Here is a 17249-nt window from a genome sequence, read left to right on the forward strand (position 1 = left end):
TGATTTTGTTTAATTCTTTTAGTTTGGTTTGTGTTTGTTATTATTTTTTATGTAAATATTGAAAAATTGAAAAAAATTAAAAAATAGCTTGCAAAAGTATAAAAAATGTGATATACTATTTTAGTAAGTAATAATCCTCGATAGCTCAGCGGTAGAGCACTCGGCTGTTAACCGATAGGTCGTAGGTTCGAATCCTACTCGGGGAGCTTTTTAAGGCCCGTTGGTCAAGCGGTTAAGACGTGGCCCTTTCACGGCTAAAACAGGGGTTCGATTCCCCTACGGGTCATTGATGGCGATATAGCCAAGCGGTAAGGCATGGGACTGCAACTCCCTGATCCCCAGTTCGAATCTGGGTGTCGCCTTTGAGTGTTTTTATTAAATTAATGAGAGATTTGTTTGTGGAGGGGTTTATGAAAAAAATTATTTTAAGTATTATTATTGGTAGCAGTGTAGTATTAAGTAGTGTTAATATATTTGCAAATACTAGGTATTTACCTATTGAATTTGAAATTGCTGAAAAAGACAAATCAATAATGGAAGAAAGAATTAGGTATACAAATGAAAATATAAAAAGAGATTTATATATAAATGAAAGTAAAGGAGAAAACAAGTTAAATATAGATGAATTTATTAAACAAGCATCTAAAAATTTACTAAAAGATCTTATAAAAGATCCTGTTGATCGTGAAATTTTAGGTATAAACTAATAAATAAAATATATTATAATCAAAACTACCCATTAAAAGGGTGGTTTATTAGCTTTATAAGGAATTTGTTGTAAGCCTCTAAATAGACATTGAATGATCTGACAATTATAATACTTTATTGACTGCCACTAAAAGTGGCTATTTTTTGTCTAATTACTCTGACTACCTATAAATGGGTCTATATATTTTTTTAAATTTTTGTATACTGTATTTAGTGATAAAAATAAAAATATCAATAAATTTATAAATTAAATTATAATTTAATTATAGTGATAAATTTTTTAAATTTATCACTAATTTTGATGAGTAAAAGATATAAAAATATATTAATTGTATAAAATAAAGTAGAGATCTAAAAATACATATTATTATGAAAAATATATGAAAATATAAAATTATATATAGATAAAATATTAAGAATGTTATATAAAATAATGAGAGCTAAAGTTATAAAATAAAAAAATTAATTATATATGATTTATACTAAAATTTCTATATTATATAAAGCAAGTAATATCAAACTTTTTTATAATATTTTATATTGACTTTTAAATAATAAAAATTTATAATAGAAATAAAGTAAAGATGAATATAATTGTATTTTTTTGGAGGTAAAATATATGAAAAAAAATTTATCAAAAACAGCAGTTAAAGCTATGGTTATTGGTATGACTGTTACTATGGGTTGTGGTACTGCTTTAAGTGGAGTTGGAAATAATATAGCTATAGTAAAGGCAGAGGAAAAAAATATTATAAATAATCCAAGTGATATAAATTTAAATAAAGATGATTTTATAATTACAAAAGAAGGATATTTATTTCAAGTTTTAGAAAAAAATAACGAAGCACAAGAAATTTCATTTGTAGGTAAAATAAAATCAAGAGGTAATGGCAAAGGAGAAGGAACAGCAGATGGTACTAAAATACCTTATGTAGGGGTATTATTAGAAGATGGATCAGAGTTAACAATAACTCCTGGAGAAGAAAAAGCTAGAGAAGTAAAAGAACCAGTAAAATGTACAGTTACTCAAATAGGTAATGGAAAAGATGGATTATCTGAATATACTATAACTATTAAGGATAAAATTAAAGATACGAATAGTAAATGGAACATTATGGTTAATAATTTTCAAACACCTTTTAAAGATGTTAAGGTGATTGCTGATAAAGCATTAGAAGGGCTTTCAATTGTGTCACCTTTTAAAGTAATGGAAATACCAAGTACAGTAACAAAAATTGGTGAAAATTCATTAAATTTACAAGCATCATCTAATTTAGTTATTAAAATTACAAATTATGGAACAGAAGATACAACACAAATAACAGAAGATGAATTAGTAAAAGCTATTGGTACTACAAATGCAAGAATAACAATAGAATTACCAAGTAATGCAAATTGGCAGAGTTTAGTAGAAAGACTTAAAACAAATGCACCAAAAGTTGTAGTTAGAACAGAATTACCAGAAAATCCAGAAAATTGTTTAGTAAAAGCTATAAAAGATGATAAAGGTGAATATACATTTAAAATACTTAAAGATTCAGAGAGTTTAGGAAAACAAGTTGCTTTAGTAGAATTTAAAGGTAAAGAAGAAAAAAACAATAGAAGTGGAGAAGCACAAGTTATAGGAGCACAAGCAATTTTTAAAGGTGATAAAGTTACAATAAATAGTGAAGATTATGCAATTACACAATTAGGTGATGGAGAAAAACCTATAAGTGGCATAACTAATGAAGAATTAAAAGGAATAACAGGTAATGTAAGAACTGTTGCTGCAAAAGCTTTTGAAGGTAATAAAGAAATTTCAGAAATTTCACTTGAAAAACTTTATCTACCAGTTGTTGCTAAAGTAGAAGAAAATGCTTTTGCAGATACAAACTTAACAAAAGTAGATTTACCACATGTTAGTGTAGTAGAATCAAAAGCATTTGCAAATAATGAAAAACTTACAACTATATATTTAGGTGCAGATAAAAATAATAAACAACCTTTAACTATTGATCCAAATGCACTTTCAGGTAGTAAAAATTTAAGTGAAATAAAAACAAATGCTCATACAGATGAAAAACAAATAGAAAAAGTTATTAATAATTCAGGTACAACACAAAATGTAACAGTATCTTCAGGTGATAAGCAATCTGAAACTGTTAAACCAGTACCAAACGTAGCTCCTACAATAACAACAACAACTTTAGAAGCTAAAAAAGGAGATAAAACTATAACTCTTCAAATAAGTGAAGAATTACAAGAATTTACTTCTAATAAGGAACAAAATGCATTTACATTAACTAAAAAATCAACAAGAACAAATAAAAATACAACAACAAAAATAACAGAATACAAAGTAGGAACAGATAAGAAAACAATAATCCTTACTTTATCAAATCCTATAGAAGAAGGTAGCTATACAATTGATTTTGAAGGAAATGTTAAAGAGCTTAAAGATAGCGGAGATAAAATGCTTGAAACTAAAAAAGGAATTACTTTAACAGTAAAAAGTGAAAATAAAGAAACTACAACAAGCTCAACAAGTGGTGGAGGTAGTATCAGTAGTAGCGGTAGTGGAGCTAACGTAGGTGTTACAGGCGATAAAGATAATAATTCAAGTACTACAACAAACAATAATACTAATACAGGAAATAATCAAACAGTTGTAGAAGATAAAAAACTTACATTAGATACTATCAAATTACCTAGCGTAGAAGGTGAAGCTAAAACATTTGGAGATATATCTGCTAATCATTGGGCAAAAGCTCATATTGATAAATTATCTAAAGCAGGTGTTATAAACGGTGCAAATGGAAGTTTTAATCCTAATGGACAAACAAAACGTGCCGATGTTACAATTATGTTAGTTAATCTTTTAGGATTACAACCACAAGCTAACAATAAATTTATAGATGTTAATCCTTCAGCATATTATGCACCATATGTAGGAACAGCATCTACGTATGGTATAGTAAATGGTTCTAACGGTATGTTTAAACCAGAAAGTGTAATATCTAGACAAGATACAATGGTTATGATATCACAAATATTAAAATCATTAGATTTAAATGTTAATACAGATATAAGTGTATTAAATAAATTTAATGATGTAAATAAAGTATCATCTTATGCAAAAGAAAGTGTAGCTATATTAGTTAACTCAGGTATTATATCTGGAAATAATGGTAAATTAAATCCTACTGCTCCTGTTACTAGAGCAGAAATGGCTACTATAATGTCTAAATTATATGATGTTTTAAAAACAGCTAATAAATAATATAAATTAAAAAAATAAAAAGAGGCTTTTAAGTCTCTTTTTATTTTGACTTATTTACTAAGTTTTGATTAGTATAAAATTATATTAATTATAAGAATTTTTATTACAATTATGAAACTAATATTATGGTGTATAAAATATTTAAAATTTTTAGAATATGCTAGTTAATAATATTTAAAATCAATTAGTCAATTTTTTAGCTATACAACAAATATTTTGGCAATTTTATTAATAAGTATTATTAAAGTTGAGTCTAATAATATTTTATACCTTTATACATAGTTATTATAAAAAATCTTTTTTAATATTTATAATTATACTTTTAAAAGAATATATTTTTTAAACTTAAAAATAGTGTTAATAAGTATACAAGTGATAGGATAATATTCATATTTTATTAATAATACATAGAAGATTAAAAATAATAAACATATTTATAAAATAGTTGTTTATAATTATAATTAACATTGCTATATTAGAGTAAAATTTAATCTAATAAAATAAAAAAATTATTAATTTTGAATATAGTATAAAAAAGAGCATATATCGTATTTTGATTGAATATGCTCTTTTTTAATTGTTATTATAATTTTTTTAAAAGATCTATTTACTTTATTTTTATTTATTCATCTTTACTTAATTTAAAAGCTATAATAAACCCGATTATAGCCATTATAATAGAAAATACAATACTTAAAATAGGTATATTATTATCATAACTACTATATGTCATAGGGTCTTTAAAAATTGAAAAAATAGAACCAAATATAAGTCCTAAAATAGTAAAATATGTTACAGAAAAAGCTTTTTCTAATAAAAATGCTATAAGTTTAGATATTAGTATAACACCAATAACTATCCCAAGACCTCCAACAAAAAGAGTAATAAATACATTAGAAGTTACTATGTATTTTATACCAGCAAAAAAACTATTTGTAGACATAATTTCTATACCAGTTATTATTACATTAATAAGTCCACTAATAGATGTTAATATAACATTATAAATACCTAATAAAACCATAACAAATGAGCCACTTATACCAGGAACAACCATAGCAGCACTAGATATCATACAATATATAAATATTTTTATAAGCCACGGAGTAGTAATAACTATATCTACAGAAGTAGCCGAAGGTTCTTTTATAAAAGATATAAAAACGACTATTGAAAAACTTATTAAACTAGCTAAATAATATATAGGCTTAACTGGTTTTGTTTTTGCATGTTTAATAATAAGGGGTATGCTACCAACAACAAGCCCTACAAAAAACATACTAGTAGGTAAAGATTCTTTAGCTAAGCAAACTTCTATTATTTTACTAAATATTAATATACCAACACTAGCTCCTAAAAATAATGGTATTAAAAATTTTATATGCTTTTTAGGATTTTTAAAAAAGTTATTTATAGCATCTATCATTTGGTCAAATATTCTAAGTACAACAGCTATTGTTCCACCACTAACGCCAGGAATAATATTTGCTACACCAACAAAAATTCCTTTTAAAAATAAGTTTAAAAAACTATTCATTTTATGTCTCCTTAAAATTTATTTTGTATACATCATTTATAATTATATATAATTTATAAAAAAAATCAAGATTTGCATAAAATATCTATTTCATTTAAAATTTTATCGATAGAATTATTTAAAGAAGATGAATTCATAGTGTTTATATGAACAGTTTGTTGTTTTGATAAAATATTTATATTTTCTATAAGGCTATCTTTTGATAAATCTTCTTCGTATAAAACATTACTAAAACCTTGTTTTTTGAAAGAATTAGCATTTAATATTTGGTCACCTCTGCTTGCATTTTTAGAAAGAGGTATTAAAAGATTAGGTTTTTTTAATGCTAAAAATTCACATATAGCATTAGAACCAGCCCTTGATACAACAAGGTTACTAACAGCTAAAAAATGTTTTAATTCATCTGTTGCATATTCTATTTGATAATATCCTTCTTTATTTATAGATCTATCTACATTATTTTTACCACATAAATGTATTATATTAAAATCTTTTAAAAGAACATCTAAGCATTCTCTCAAAATAGTATTAATTTTTACAGAGCCTAAAGACCCACCCATAACTAAAATAATAGGTTTGTTATTTTTAAAATTACATATTTTTAGACCTTGATCTTTAGAACCTTCAAAAAGTTCTACTCTTATAGGAGTTCCTGTTAATATAGCTTTATTTTTAGGAATATTTTCTAATGCTTCTGGAAAAGTAGTACAAACTTTTTTTGCAAAAGGTATAGATATTTTGTTGGCAAGCCCTGGAGATATATCGGATTCATGTATTATAATAGGTACTTTGTTAAAATATCCACCTATAACAACTGGAACGCTAACAAATCCACCTTTAGAAAATATTATATTAGGTTTAATTTTTTTTATAATAGATGTGGCATCTGTTACTCCTTTTGTTACTCTAAAACTATCTGTAATATTTTTAAAATCTAAATATCTTCTAAGTTTACCAGTAGATATTTCATAATAATCTATATCTAAAGGCTTAATAAGAGTTTTTTCTATACCATCTTTACTCCCTATATAGCTTATATGATATCCTTTTTCTTTTAAAAAAGGTATTAATGCAATATTTGGATTTACGTGTCCGGCTGTACCCCCACCAGTTAAAACTATTTTTTTCAAAAAATCACCTCTATAATTATATATTTTATTTTAAAAATTATTGATATATTATATGAAAAGTAATAGTTAATTATAATATTTTAGTAAAAATTATAACTAGCTATTACTTGAGGTTGTAGACAAAGTCTATAACTTGTCAAAAAAATAATCTTGTTATTTTTTTGAGGTGCTGTATGAAAAAAACTGATTTATTCGCATAAGGGCTAAAGCCACTATAAATCTAGCTTTTTACACAATATAAGGCAAAGCCCCATATTGTGATTAGAATTTTTATGCCTTGCATAAACTTTTTATGTAAAGCATAAAAATAAAAAAATTACTCATAAAATATTTTGTCTACAGTCTGTATTACTTTTTAATAATTAAAAATAATTAAGAAATTGTTTTTATTAAATTATAATTTTTTTGTTCTTCATATGTTAAAGAAATATTATCATTTAAGTTATAGTTTAAAATATTTAAATTATCTTTGATAGGTATTGCAAAATATTTTTCATTATTATCAATTTTTATAAAAATATAACTATTACCATCAATAATAATTTCTTTAAGGTATGTTATTTTACCTTGTATATTATTAGATTTTATATTATTATTTACACTTATATTACTTTTATAAAGTAAATCTATATAGTTATTTTCACATTCAGAAACAGTGTCTCCAATAGCTACTATTTGATATTTTTCTATATTAACCATAGCATATTTTTTTACAAGTCCAGCTCCATCTTTTAATGACATAAAGTAAGTAGGTTGGTTTGAAATATTTAATAAAATAGGGAAAGTAGCTTTATATCCTAAATTTTGTACTTGACCTTCTGCAGAAGCCATAGCAGAGGTTTCTTGAGCACCTGAGATAGTATAATATTTGGCCTCACCAGTACGTTGGTTCATAAGAACAAAACCAACATTAGATTTATCTCCACCAACAGAGGTTACACCAGTATAAACATAAACATCATCATTTAATGCAATATAGTTATATCCTTCTGTTGTTTTAAGACAGCCTTTTTGCCCTAATATACTGTTTAGATATCCATTTTTTAACATTCCATAATAATTATAGTAAGATATTAAAAGGTCGGCAGAATAAACAGAGTCTACCCAATTAGGAACATCTTTAATATTATACTCTTTTAGTTCTCCAGTTATAGCATTTAATAAAATAACTTTTTTTAAAATAGGTCCACCAAATAAACCTATGGAGTATGTTTTAACAGGACATATCCAATAAGGAGTACCATTATCGTCTATTTCAAAGTTAATTTTATCAAATATGTAAGTTGGATAATTAAATCTAAGATAGCGATTTACATTTCTATTTAAAGGTTCAGAAAAAGAATATTTTATGCCTTTATCTAGCTTTACAAGGTTTACTTCTTGAGTTGCCATATCTATCATCATATAAGCTGGAATACCATTTTTACGATTTGTCAACCATTTAAAAATGTTACCATAGTCAAGAGGAGTAACTCGTGTGGGTTTAGATTTATAGTTTATTTGTGTATAAAGATTATTTACTTCAAATTGAGATACCATATCTACCATACTTCCCATTTTTCTAGAGCCTAAATTTATAGCAGTATCTTTATCTACTAAGGGTATCTCATCATAAGATATTTGTTTTATATCTTGTGTAAAATTACTATCTTTTATATTTATTAAAGATTGATATTTTTTTGCACTTATAATAGGAGATGAAAGTATGAGACCTATTACGTAAACAATAGCTAGCAATATAGCTAAAAATATAGTAAAATTAATAATTTTTGGATTAGCATTTCTAAATTTTACTATTTTATATATACTAATACCTATAAATAATAAACCTATAACAAAAATCCATAAATCAGAAGAATGTATGTTTATAACAGGTAGATAAATATAATAAAATAAAGAGGCTAAAAAAATAAAACATAAAATAATAGAGATTTTTAAGGATAATCTTTTCATAATAAACCACTTCCTTTTTAATTAGTTTATAATTATAGTAGCTAATTTAATAATATTTGTCAATTTAAAAAATTTTTAAAAAAATTTTAAAAAAAGTGTTGACATTTTTTTAAGTTTATATTATAATTTATTTTGTCGTTAGCAGTTAAGCATACGGCCCAATAGCTCAGTTGGTTAGAGCGCTGGCCTGTCACGCCAGAGGTCGAGGGTTCGAGCCCCTTTTGGGTCGCTTGTGGGAGCATAGCTCAGCTGGGAGAGCACCTGCCTTACAAGCAGGGGGTCACAGGTTCGAGCCCTGTTGTTCCCATACTGAGCCCGAGTGGCGGAACTGGCAGACGCACAGGACTTAAAATCCTGCGGGAGTTAAATCCCGTACCGGTTCGATTCCGGTCTCGGGCAGTATTTCAAACCACCTTAAAGGTGGTTTTTTATTTGATTAAAAATTTTGTAAAAATGTACTATAGCTTAAAATATTAAATAATTATTAATTTTAGTAACCTATTTTAAATAAATTCATATTATTAACTATGGAGGTGTTAAAATGAATTTTGAAGGAGTAAATATAGGTTACGCATTAACAGGGTCTTTTTGTACATTTAAAGAAACTATTGAGCAAATAAAAGAATTAGTATCATTAAAAGCTAATGTCTATCCAGTTTTTTCTTTTAACTCTCAAAATATAGATACGAGATTTGGAAAAGCAAACGATTTTATAGAAGAAATAGAAAATATAACAGGTAATAAAGTAATAAAAACAATAGAAGCTGCAGAGCCTATAGGGCCTAAAAACCATTTAGATGTGTTTGTTATAGCACCTTGTACTGGAAATACTCTTGCTAAGTTAAACGCTGGAATATGTGATACACCTGTATTAATGGCTAGTAAAGCTCATATAAGAAATAATAAACCAGTTATAATAGCAATATCTACCAATGATGCATTAGGAGCTAATATGCAAAATATAGGTGGTATGATTAATAAAAAGAATATATATTTTGTTCCATTTGGGCAAGATGATTATGTAAAAAAACCAAAATCTATTGTAGCTCATTTTGAAAAAATACCAGAAACTATTTATAGTGCATTAAAAGGAGAACAAGTACAACCAATAATGAAAGAGTATAGCTAAAAGCTATACTTTATTTTTGTAATAATACGACAAAAAATAAAATATAGTTTTATAAAAAACACTTAAAATAATATAAGAAAAAGTAAAAAACATAAAATATACACAATATTTATATATTTAAAATTAATACTATAAACTTAAATATATAAATTAATACTAAAATAAAATTAAAAAATACATTAAAATTGTCGAAAAAAATAAAAATGTAAATATTACAAAATATATATGTCTAAAAAAACTTTACTTTTTAAAAAAATAGGTTAAAATATATAAGATAAAGGAGAGTTGATTATGGTTTTTGATAGATTATTTAACCAAAATAGAATATTAGAAACGGCTATGCAGGCTACACAATATAAAAATCAGGTAATATTAAATAATATGGCAAATATAGATACCCCAAACTATAAAGCCAAAACTGTAAATTTTGAAGGTGTTTTAGCCGATGCTATAACAAAGACTAAAGAAACAGGTGTAGACCATATGGGAAATGTAATGAAAAATATAACCCTTAGCACAAAAGAAAATAGCACAACTATTGATGAAAATAGCGTTGATATAGAAACTGAAATGATAAATTTTTACAAAAATTCCGCAAAATATGATATAATAGTAAATAGTGTTATTTCTAATTCTAGCAGAACAAATTCTGTTTATACTACGTTTAAATAATATATAATTTAGGAGGATAAAATATGTCATTTTTTGATAGTTTAAACACAAGCACAACAGCACTTACAGCACAGAGCCTTAGGATGGACGTTATAAGTCAAAATATGGCTAATATAGATACAACAAGAACAGCAGATGGGGGACCTTATAAAAGAAAGACAGTTATATTTAGAGAAATAGATGGTAGTCAAAACAGTTTTAAAACTATGTTTAGTAAAAAATTAAATAATAACCAAACCTTATCTGGTGTTAAAGTAGAAAAAATAGTAGAAGATAACACAGAAGGTCCTAAAGAATATAACCCTAGCCACCCAGATGCAGATGAAAATGGTTATGTTACAAAACCTAATGTCAATGTAGTAGAAGAAATGGTAAATATGATTTCAGCAAATCGAGCTTATGAAGCAAACATCACAGCTGTTAATATTACTAAAGGAATGATAAACAAAACTTTAGAAATAGGAAGACAGTAAAATTTTTAGGGGGATAAATAAATATGCGTATAGATAATAATATACAAGCATTTAATAAAACATTAACATTTAATACAGAAAATAATGAAAGTCAAACATCTAGGATAGATAGTTTTGGAAAATTTTTTGATGAAGCAGTAAATCTTATTGAAGAAACAAACGTTATGCAAAAAGATGTAGAGCAAAAACAAATAGATTTTATAACAGGTAAATCGGATGATATGATAAGTCTTATTATGGCGCAGTCTAGAGCAGGCTCAGCTATACAATTTACATCACAAGTTACTAGCAAGATATTAAATGCTTATCAAGAGATTATGAGGATACCTATTTAATAAATATTAGATTTATAGTATATACATTTTGTAAAAATTTATACTATATTTTAATTAATTTTTTAAAATATTTATATGAGGTGTGAGTATGCATGAAAAACTATTAAGCTATAAGGCCAAAGCTACTGAAAAATGGAATAGTATAGATAAAGGCTTAAGAAATAAAATAATAATTATTGTTATTGGTCTTATAGTTACTTTAGGACTTTTATTATATATGAACTTTAAACCAGAATGGGTAGTTTTAAAGTCGAACGCTGACCCAGAAATTATAGGTCAAGTAGAAAAAATATTAAATGATAATACTATCAAAAACAGGTTGTTAGATAGAGGTACTGGTATAGAAGTATTAGAAAAAGATGAAAGCAGAGCTAAAATACTTATTGCTAGTAGTGAGATAGGTAAAGAAGGTATAACTTTTGATGATGTTTCGGCTAATATAGATATAGGTATGACCGAAAATGATAAAAGAGAACAATACAAAAGATTAAAAGAACAAGAAATGAAACAACTTATCGAAACATTTGAAAATGTTAAAACAGCTAAAGTTATGTTAGCTTTACCAGAAGAAACAGTTGTTTTTAATAATAATAAAAAAGAAGCAAGCGCAGGGGTTACACTTGATGTTAAAGATGACTTCACAGAAGAACAAGGTGCTATAATAGCTAATCTTATAGCTAGCAGTGTTGAAGGGGTAAAGGTAGAAAATGTTACTATAGCAGATACAAAAGGAAAAATTTTATATTCTGGTAAAGAAAGTAACACTATTAGCCATTCTAAAAAAGAAGAAATAGAAAATAATAAAAAGCAAGAAATAGAAACAAAAATACAAGACACTTTAAATCCTTTGTATGATGAAGTAAAAGTTATATCTAGTGTCAAATTTGATTGGGACAAGATACAAGAAAGAAATCTTACTTTAACACCCCCAGTTGATGATGCAACAGTAGGTGTACCTAAAGTACAAAAAGAACAAACAGAAAGTGTTGTAAATGGTGAAGTTGGTGCAGAACCAGGTGTAGAATCTAATGACCAAAATCCTACTAATTATGCTATGGGAGGTCAAAGCACAGGTACTTATGATAGCGCTAGTAAGGAAACAGAGTATGGATATAATGAACAAGAGCAATTAAAAGAAGTTGCAGGGGGTAGCTTTGTACCAGATAGTTCTTCTGTCGCTGTTACTGTTTATAAGCACAAATATTATAATGAAGCGGATTTAATAAAAAATAAAACTTTAAATAAAGATTTAACTTGGGAACAATTTAAAGAACAAAATGGAACACCTGTTTTAATAGAGATGGATCAACAATTGTTAGATACGATTAAAACTGGAACAGGTATAGAAAATGTTACTTTAACAGGATATGAAAAACCTATATTTGTTGATAAAGTTAAAGAACCTATAAAAGTAGAACAAATAATAGTTTTAATTATATTAGTTGTATTGATAGGGTTATTAGCTCTTGCGCTTATTAAGAAAGTTCAACCAGATGAAGTTGAAGAAATTGAGCCTGAAATATCTATAGAAGACCTTATTGCAACAAATAAAAGAGAAGATGAAGAAGTGGCAGAAAAAATTGCTGGAATTAATGAAGTGGAATCTGAGTTTAAAATTAAAATTGAAGACTTTATAGATGAAAATCCAGAAGCAGCTGCACAACTTCTTAGAAATTGGCTTAATGATGAATGGGAGTGATAATATAATATGTCTGTATTATTAGAACAATATGGCGGAAGAACAAAAGCAGCTATGTTATTAGTATGCTTAGGGCCAGAAAAATCGGCTAAAGTGTTTAAACATCTTAAAGAAGAAGAAATAGAAGCCTTAACTCTTGAAATAGCAAACCTTAATACTATATTACCAGAAACTAAAGAAGGAATTTTAGAGGAATTTTATCAAGTTTGTATAGCTCAAAAATATATTGTTGAAGGTGGCATAGGATATGCTAAACAGCTTTTAGAACAGTCTTTTGGTGATGATAAAGCAAATGAGATAATATCTAAACTTACTGTTTCTTTAAAAGTTAGACCATTTGACTTTATTAGAAAAGATGATATAACACAACTTATAAACTTTATACAAAATGAACATCCACAGACAATAGCTTTAATATTATCTTATTTAAAACCAGCACAAGCAGGGGAGGTATTATCTTCTTTAGCACCAGAAAAACAAACAGATGTTGCTAAAAGAATAGCCATAATGGATAGAACTAACCCAGACATTATTAAAGAAGTAGAAATAGCACTTGAAAAGAAAATCTCTACTCTTATGACAGCAGAGTATACAGATGTTGGTGGTATAGATGCTATCGTAGAAATCCTTAACTCTGTTGATAGAAATACAGAGAAAAATATTATGGATACTCTTGAAACAGAGGAAGTTGAACTTTCTGAAGAGATTAAGAAGAAAATGTTTGTATTTGAAGATTTATTATCTCTTGACAATAGATCTATACAAACAATCCTTAGAGAAGATATTGACCAAAAAGATATTGCAATTGCGCTTAAAGGTGCAACTGAAGAATTACAAAATCTTATATTTAATAACTTATCAAAACGTTTAGCGGCTATGATAAAAGAAGATATGGACTTTATGGGTCCTGTTAGAAGAACAGACGTTGAAGAATCACAACAAAAAATTGTTAATATTGTTAGAAGACTTCAAGAGACTAATCAAATTGTTGTTGCTAGAGGTGGAGGCGATGATATAATTGTCTAGGATATTAAAAGCATCTTATGTAAATGTTGAAAAAAATATTGTTATAGATAACACATTTTCTATAGAACAAGAAAATTTAAAACAAGATAGTAAAGAAAACGTTGATGAAAGTTTAGAGGTAGAAAATAATAACAGTGTTACAAATGAAGAAATAATAAAACAGCTAGAAGATACAAAGCAAGAAATAATAGAACAAGCTAATCAAGAAGCCAGTGAGATAATAGAACAGGCTAAGCAAGAGGCTAGTATTGAGGCTGAAAACATATTAAGACAAGCACAAGAAGAAATAGATATAAAAGCAGATGAAATTTATAAAGAAAATTTTGATAAAGGTTATCAAGAAGGAATGTTAAAGGCAGAACAAGAATGTCAGGCTATGAAAGAAGAGGCAGAAAAAATAGTATTACAAGCACAAGAAGAGCGAAAAGAGACTATTAATAACCTTGAATCAGAAATCATAAATTTTATAGTTGATACAACACAAAATATATTAACAAAATCTTTTGAATTTAATCCGCAAATAATATCTTTACTTATAAAAAAAGGACTATTATCTATAAAAACTTTAAAAAATGTAAAAGTTTATGTATCTGAGCAACAATATGATTATGTAGAACAAAACAAAGAAACAATATTTAACACAAATACAGATAAAAATAATATAGAAATAATAAAAGATACTTCATTAAAAGATACTGATTGTATAATAGATACAGAAATAGGCAGTATACAGTGTGGTATAGATGAGCAATTATCTTCAATAAAAGAAGCTTTATACTATATATTAAATTAATAGGGTGAAAAATATGTTTAATATAGATATAAGTAAATATAGATATGTATTAGAAAAAAATTATATTAAAAAATTAGGAAAAGTTTCTAGAGTAGTAGGTCTTACAATAGAATCTGATGGACCAGATGTTAGCATTGGTAACTGTTGTAAAATCTATACTAAAGAAGGTAAAAGTGTTTTGGCAGAAGTAGTAGGTTTTAAAGATAAAAAAATACTTCTTATGCCTTATGGTGATATTGAAGGGGTTGGACTTGGTAGCATTGTAGAAGGATTTGATTATCCTCTTAGTGTAAAAGTATCAGAAAACCTACTAGGTAGAGTTTTAAATGGACTAGGAGAACCTATGGACCATAAAGGACCTATAGATGCTAAAAAAGAAGTGTCTACAACTAATGTTCCACCAGACCCATTATCTAGAAAGCGTATAAAAGACCAATTATCTTTGGGAGTTAAAGCAATAGATGGATTATTATCTATTGGTAAAGGACAAAGGGTTGGTATATTTGCAGGGTCTGGCGTTGGAAAAAGTACTTTAATGGGTATGATAGCTAGAAATACAAGTGCATCTATAAATGTTATAGCACTAATAGGAGAACGTGGTAGAGAGGTAAAAGAATTTATTGAAAAAGACCTTGGAGAAGAAGGGCTTAAACGTTCTGTATTAGTTATAGCAACATCAGATCAACCAGCTTTAGTAAGATTAAAAGCTGCAGAAGTTGCAACCTCAATAGCAGAATATTTTAGAGAAGAAGGAAATGATGTTTTATTACTTATGGACTCTCTAACAAGGTATGCAATGGCTCAAAGAGAAGTTGGATTAGCTATAGGAGAACCTCCAGTATCACGAGGATATACACCATCTGTTTTTTCTATTATGCCTAAGCTTTTAGAAAGAGCTGGTAATTCTGACAAAGGTTCTATAACAGGTTTATATACAGTCCTTGTAGATGGTGATGATTTAACAGAACCTGTTACAGATACGGCTAGAGGTATATTAGATGGACATATAGTTTTATCTAGAAAATTAGCTAATAAAAATCACTATCCAGCAATAGATGTATTAGCTAGTGTATCTCGTGTTATGAGTGATATTGTTACAAAAGAGCATAAAAATAATGCTTTTGAAATAAAAAAACTTATGGGAACTTATTCTGAAGCAGAAGACCTTATTAACGTAGGGGCTTATGTGTCTGGAAGTAATGAAGATATTGATATGGCTATATCAAAAAGAAAACCTATATTACAATTTGTAACCCAGTCTACCGATGAATGTTTTTCTTTAGAAGAAGTATCTCAACAAATGAATGGAATTTTAGAGGATTAGAAAATGGCTAAATTTATATTTAATATGCAAGGACTTTTAAATATTAAAGAAAAGCTAGAAGAACAGACTAAAACAGAATATGGTAAAGCTTTAAACAAACTAGAAGAAGAAAAAAGTATACTTTTAAACCTTGAAAATAAAAAACAAGAAAATATATTAAGCTTTAAACAAAGTATTAACACTAGTGTTAAGCCTAGTTATATTAATAGTATTAATCAATATGTTAGCTTTATAGATAAAAAAATGGAACAACAAATGGAAAACATTAATAAGGCTAAAGATATTGTAGAGGAAAAAAGGTTAGCATTATTAGATGCTATGAAAGAAAGAAAAGTTCTTGAAGCTCTTAAAGAAAAAGAAAAAGAAAATTATTTTAAAGAAGAAATAAAAAAAGAGCAAAAAGTAATTGATGAAATAGTTAGTTATAAATATAATAAGGCTTAGCTTGGAGGTTTAAGATGGCGAAAAAAAATAAAAAAGTAAAAAATGAAAAAGAAGAATTAGACTTAATAGACGAAGAATTAGAAGAAAATGAATATGATGAAGAAGAACCTAAAAAGAAAAAAGGTGGTTGTTTATTCAAAATATTAATCATTCTTATTATAATAGCTATACCAGTTGCTCTTATAAGTTTTAATGTTGGTAATATTAGAGATAAATATTTAAGACCAGGTCTAGAAAAAATGCCTATTATAAAAAACTTATTACCACCATTAGAAGAAACTGAAGAAGAAGTGCCAATAGATGAAAAACAACAAACTATAGATGCTCTTACAAAAGAAATAGAAGAATTAAATAAAGAGATAACAAGGTTAAAAAAGTTTGAAGAAACACAACTACAATTTAAGGCAGAAAAAGAAGAGTTTGATAGAATGATAGCCTTAAAAGAACCAAAAGCCTATGTTGACTTTTATGAAACTATAGCTCCAGAAAATGCAGAAGAGTTATATAAAGAAGCAGTAAATAAACAAATAACAGATAAAAAATTTAAAGATTATATAAGAACTTTTGAAAGTATGAAAAAAGATGCAGTAGCAACTATTTTAGAGGAGCTTATGATAACAGATATGGATTTAGTTATAACTATATTAGATAATTTACCAAGTGAAAAAAGAAGTGAAATATTAAGTGCTATGGACCCTCAAAATGCAGCATCTTGTTCAAAACTTTTAGCACCAGTAGAAAATTAAAATTTATTTTGAAAGGAG

Annotated in this window: 15 protein-coding genes and 6 tRNA genes; 18 read left to right on the forward strand and 3 right to left on the reverse strand. The window is 26.7% G+C overall.

Annotation, left to right across the window (positions count from 1 at the left end):
* Positions 1-134 precede the first annotated feature (134 nt).
* The 5 genes from NBW53_RS01730 (at position 135) to NBW53_RS01750 (ending at position 3970) form a co-directional block, all read left to right on the forward strand.
* Positions 135-206, forward strand: a tRNA-Asn gene (locus NBW53_RS01730).
* Positions 207-214: 8 nt separating this feature from the next.
* Positions 215-286: transfer RNA gene (locus NBW53_RS01735), tRNA-Glu, on the forward strand.
* Between the two features lie 5 nt (positions 287-291).
* Positions 292-362: transfer RNA gene (locus NBW53_RS01740), tRNA-Cys, on the forward strand.
* A 48-nt stretch (positions 363-410) separates the two neighbouring features.
* A complete protein-coding gene (locus tag NBW53_RS01745) occupies positions 411-707 on the forward strand; it encodes a hypothetical protein (RefSeq protein ID WP_250278405.1) in 297 nt (98 codons plus the stop codon).
* Between the two features lie 620 nt (positions 708-1327).
* Complete coding sequence (locus NBW53_RS01750) at positions 1328-3970, forward strand: S-layer homology domain-containing protein (RefSeq protein ID WP_250278406.1); 2643 nt, start codon at positions 1328-1330, stop codon at positions 3968-3970.
* A gap of 622 nt (positions 3971-4592) precedes the next feature.
* Here NBW53_RS01750 and NBW53_RS01755 read toward each other — a convergent pair.
* From NBW53_RS01755 to NBW53_RS01765, 3 genes are all read right to left on the reverse strand, one after another.
* A complete protein-coding gene (locus tag NBW53_RS01755) occupies positions 4593-5507 on the reverse strand; it encodes a DUF368 domain-containing protein (RefSeq protein ID WP_250278407.1) in 915 nt (304 codons plus the stop codon).
* A 65-nt stretch (positions 5508-5572) separates the two neighbouring features.
* Positions 5573-6637 (reverse strand): undecaprenyldiphospho-muramoylpentapeptide beta-N-acetylglucosaminyltransferase, encoded by a 1065-nt coding sequence (locus tag NBW53_RS01760; protein ID WP_250278408.1) that lies wholly within the window; start codon positions 6635-6637, stop codon positions 5573-5575.
* Positions 6638-7009: 372 nt separating this feature from the next.
* A complete protein-coding gene (locus NBW53_RS01765) occupies positions 7010-8590 on the reverse strand; it encodes a CvpA family protein (protein WP_250278409.1) in 1581 nt (526 codons plus the stop codon).
* Between the two features lie 155 nt (positions 8591-8745).
* Here NBW53_RS01765 and NBW53_RS01770 point away from each other — a divergent pair.
* The 13 genes from NBW53_RS01770 (at position 8746) to NBW53_RS01830 (ending at position 17231) form a co-directional block, all read left to right on the forward strand.
* Positions 8746-8819 (forward strand) — tRNA-Asp (locus NBW53_RS01770).
* A gap of 5 nt (positions 8820-8824) precedes the next feature.
* Positions 8825-8897, forward strand: a tRNA-Val gene (locus NBW53_RS01775).
* 6 nt (positions 8898-8903) lie between these two features.
* Positions 8904-8989: transfer RNA gene (locus tag NBW53_RS01780), tRNA-Leu, on the forward strand.
* Positions 8990-9131: 142 nt separating this feature from the next.
* Positions 9132-9719 carry a dipicolinate synthase subunit B gene (locus NBW53_RS01785; RefSeq protein ID WP_250278410.1) on the forward strand — a complete coding sequence of 196 codons (588 nt, stop codon included), beginning with the start codon at positions 9132-9134 and terminating at the stop codon, positions 9717-9719.
* Positions 9720-10010: 291 nt separating this feature from the next.
* The gene (flgB, locus tag NBW53_RS01790; RefSeq protein ID WP_250278411.1) at positions 10011-10391 is read left to right on the forward strand and encodes a flagellar basal body rod protein FlgB; all 381 of its coding nucleotides are present in this window, start codon (positions 10011-10013) and stop codon (positions 10389-10391) included.
* Between the two features lie 23 nt (positions 10392-10414).
* A complete protein-coding gene (gene flgC, locus NBW53_RS01795; RefSeq protein ID WP_250278412.1) occupies positions 10415-10864 on the forward strand; it encodes a flagellar basal body rod protein FlgC in 450 nt (149 codons plus the stop codon).
* 23 nt (positions 10865-10887) lie between these two features.
* Positions 10888-11199 (forward strand): flagellar hook-basal body complex protein FliE, encoded by a 312-nt coding sequence (locus NBW53_RS01800; RefSeq protein WP_250278413.1) that lies wholly within the window; start codon positions 10888-10890, stop codon positions 11197-11199.
* An 88-nt stretch (positions 11200-11287) separates the two neighbouring features.
* Entirely contained in the window at positions 11288-12898 is a 1611-nt protein-coding gene (locus NBW53_RS01805) for a hypothetical protein (protein ID WP_250278414.1), read from the forward strand.
* A 9-nt stretch (positions 12899-12907) separates the two neighbouring features.
* The gene (gene fliG, locus NBW53_RS01810; protein WP_250278415.1) at positions 12908-13924 is read left to right on the forward strand and encodes a flagellar motor switch protein FliG; all 1017 of its coding nucleotides are present in this window, start codon (positions 12908-12910) and stop codon (positions 13922-13924) included.
* Entirely contained in the window at positions 13917-14717 is an 801-nt protein-coding gene (locus NBW53_RS01815) for a FliH/SctL family protein (RefSeq protein WP_250278416.1), read from the forward strand. The genes fliG and NBW53_RS01815 overlap by 8 nt, the downstream gene beginning before the upstream one ends.
* Before the next feature lie 13 nt (positions 14718-14730).
* Positions 14731-16041 (forward strand): flagellar protein export ATPase FliI, encoded by a 1311-nt coding sequence (gene fliI, locus NBW53_RS01820; protein WP_250278417.1) that lies wholly within the window; start codon positions 14731-14733, stop codon positions 16039-16041.
* Positions 16042-16044: 3 nt separating this feature from the next.
* Positions 16045-16485, forward strand: a complete 441-nt coding sequence (gene fliJ / locus NBW53_RS01825) for a flagellar export protein FliJ (RefSeq protein ID WP_250278418.1) — start codon at positions 16045-16047, stop codon at positions 16483-16485.
* Positions 16486-16499: 14 nt separating this feature from the next.
* Positions 16500-17231 carry a MotE family protein gene (locus NBW53_RS01830; RefSeq protein ID WP_250278419.1) on the forward strand — a complete coding sequence of 244 codons (732 nt, stop codon included), beginning with the start codon at positions 16500-16502 and terminating at the stop codon, positions 17229-17231.
* Positions 17232-17249 lie beyond the last annotated feature (18 nt).

Source organism: [Clostridium] colinum, from assembly GCF_940677205.1.
In the GTDB taxonomy this organism is placed as follows: domain Bacteria; phylum Bacillota; class Clostridia; order Lachnospirales; family CAG-274; genus Tyzzerella; species Tyzzerella colina.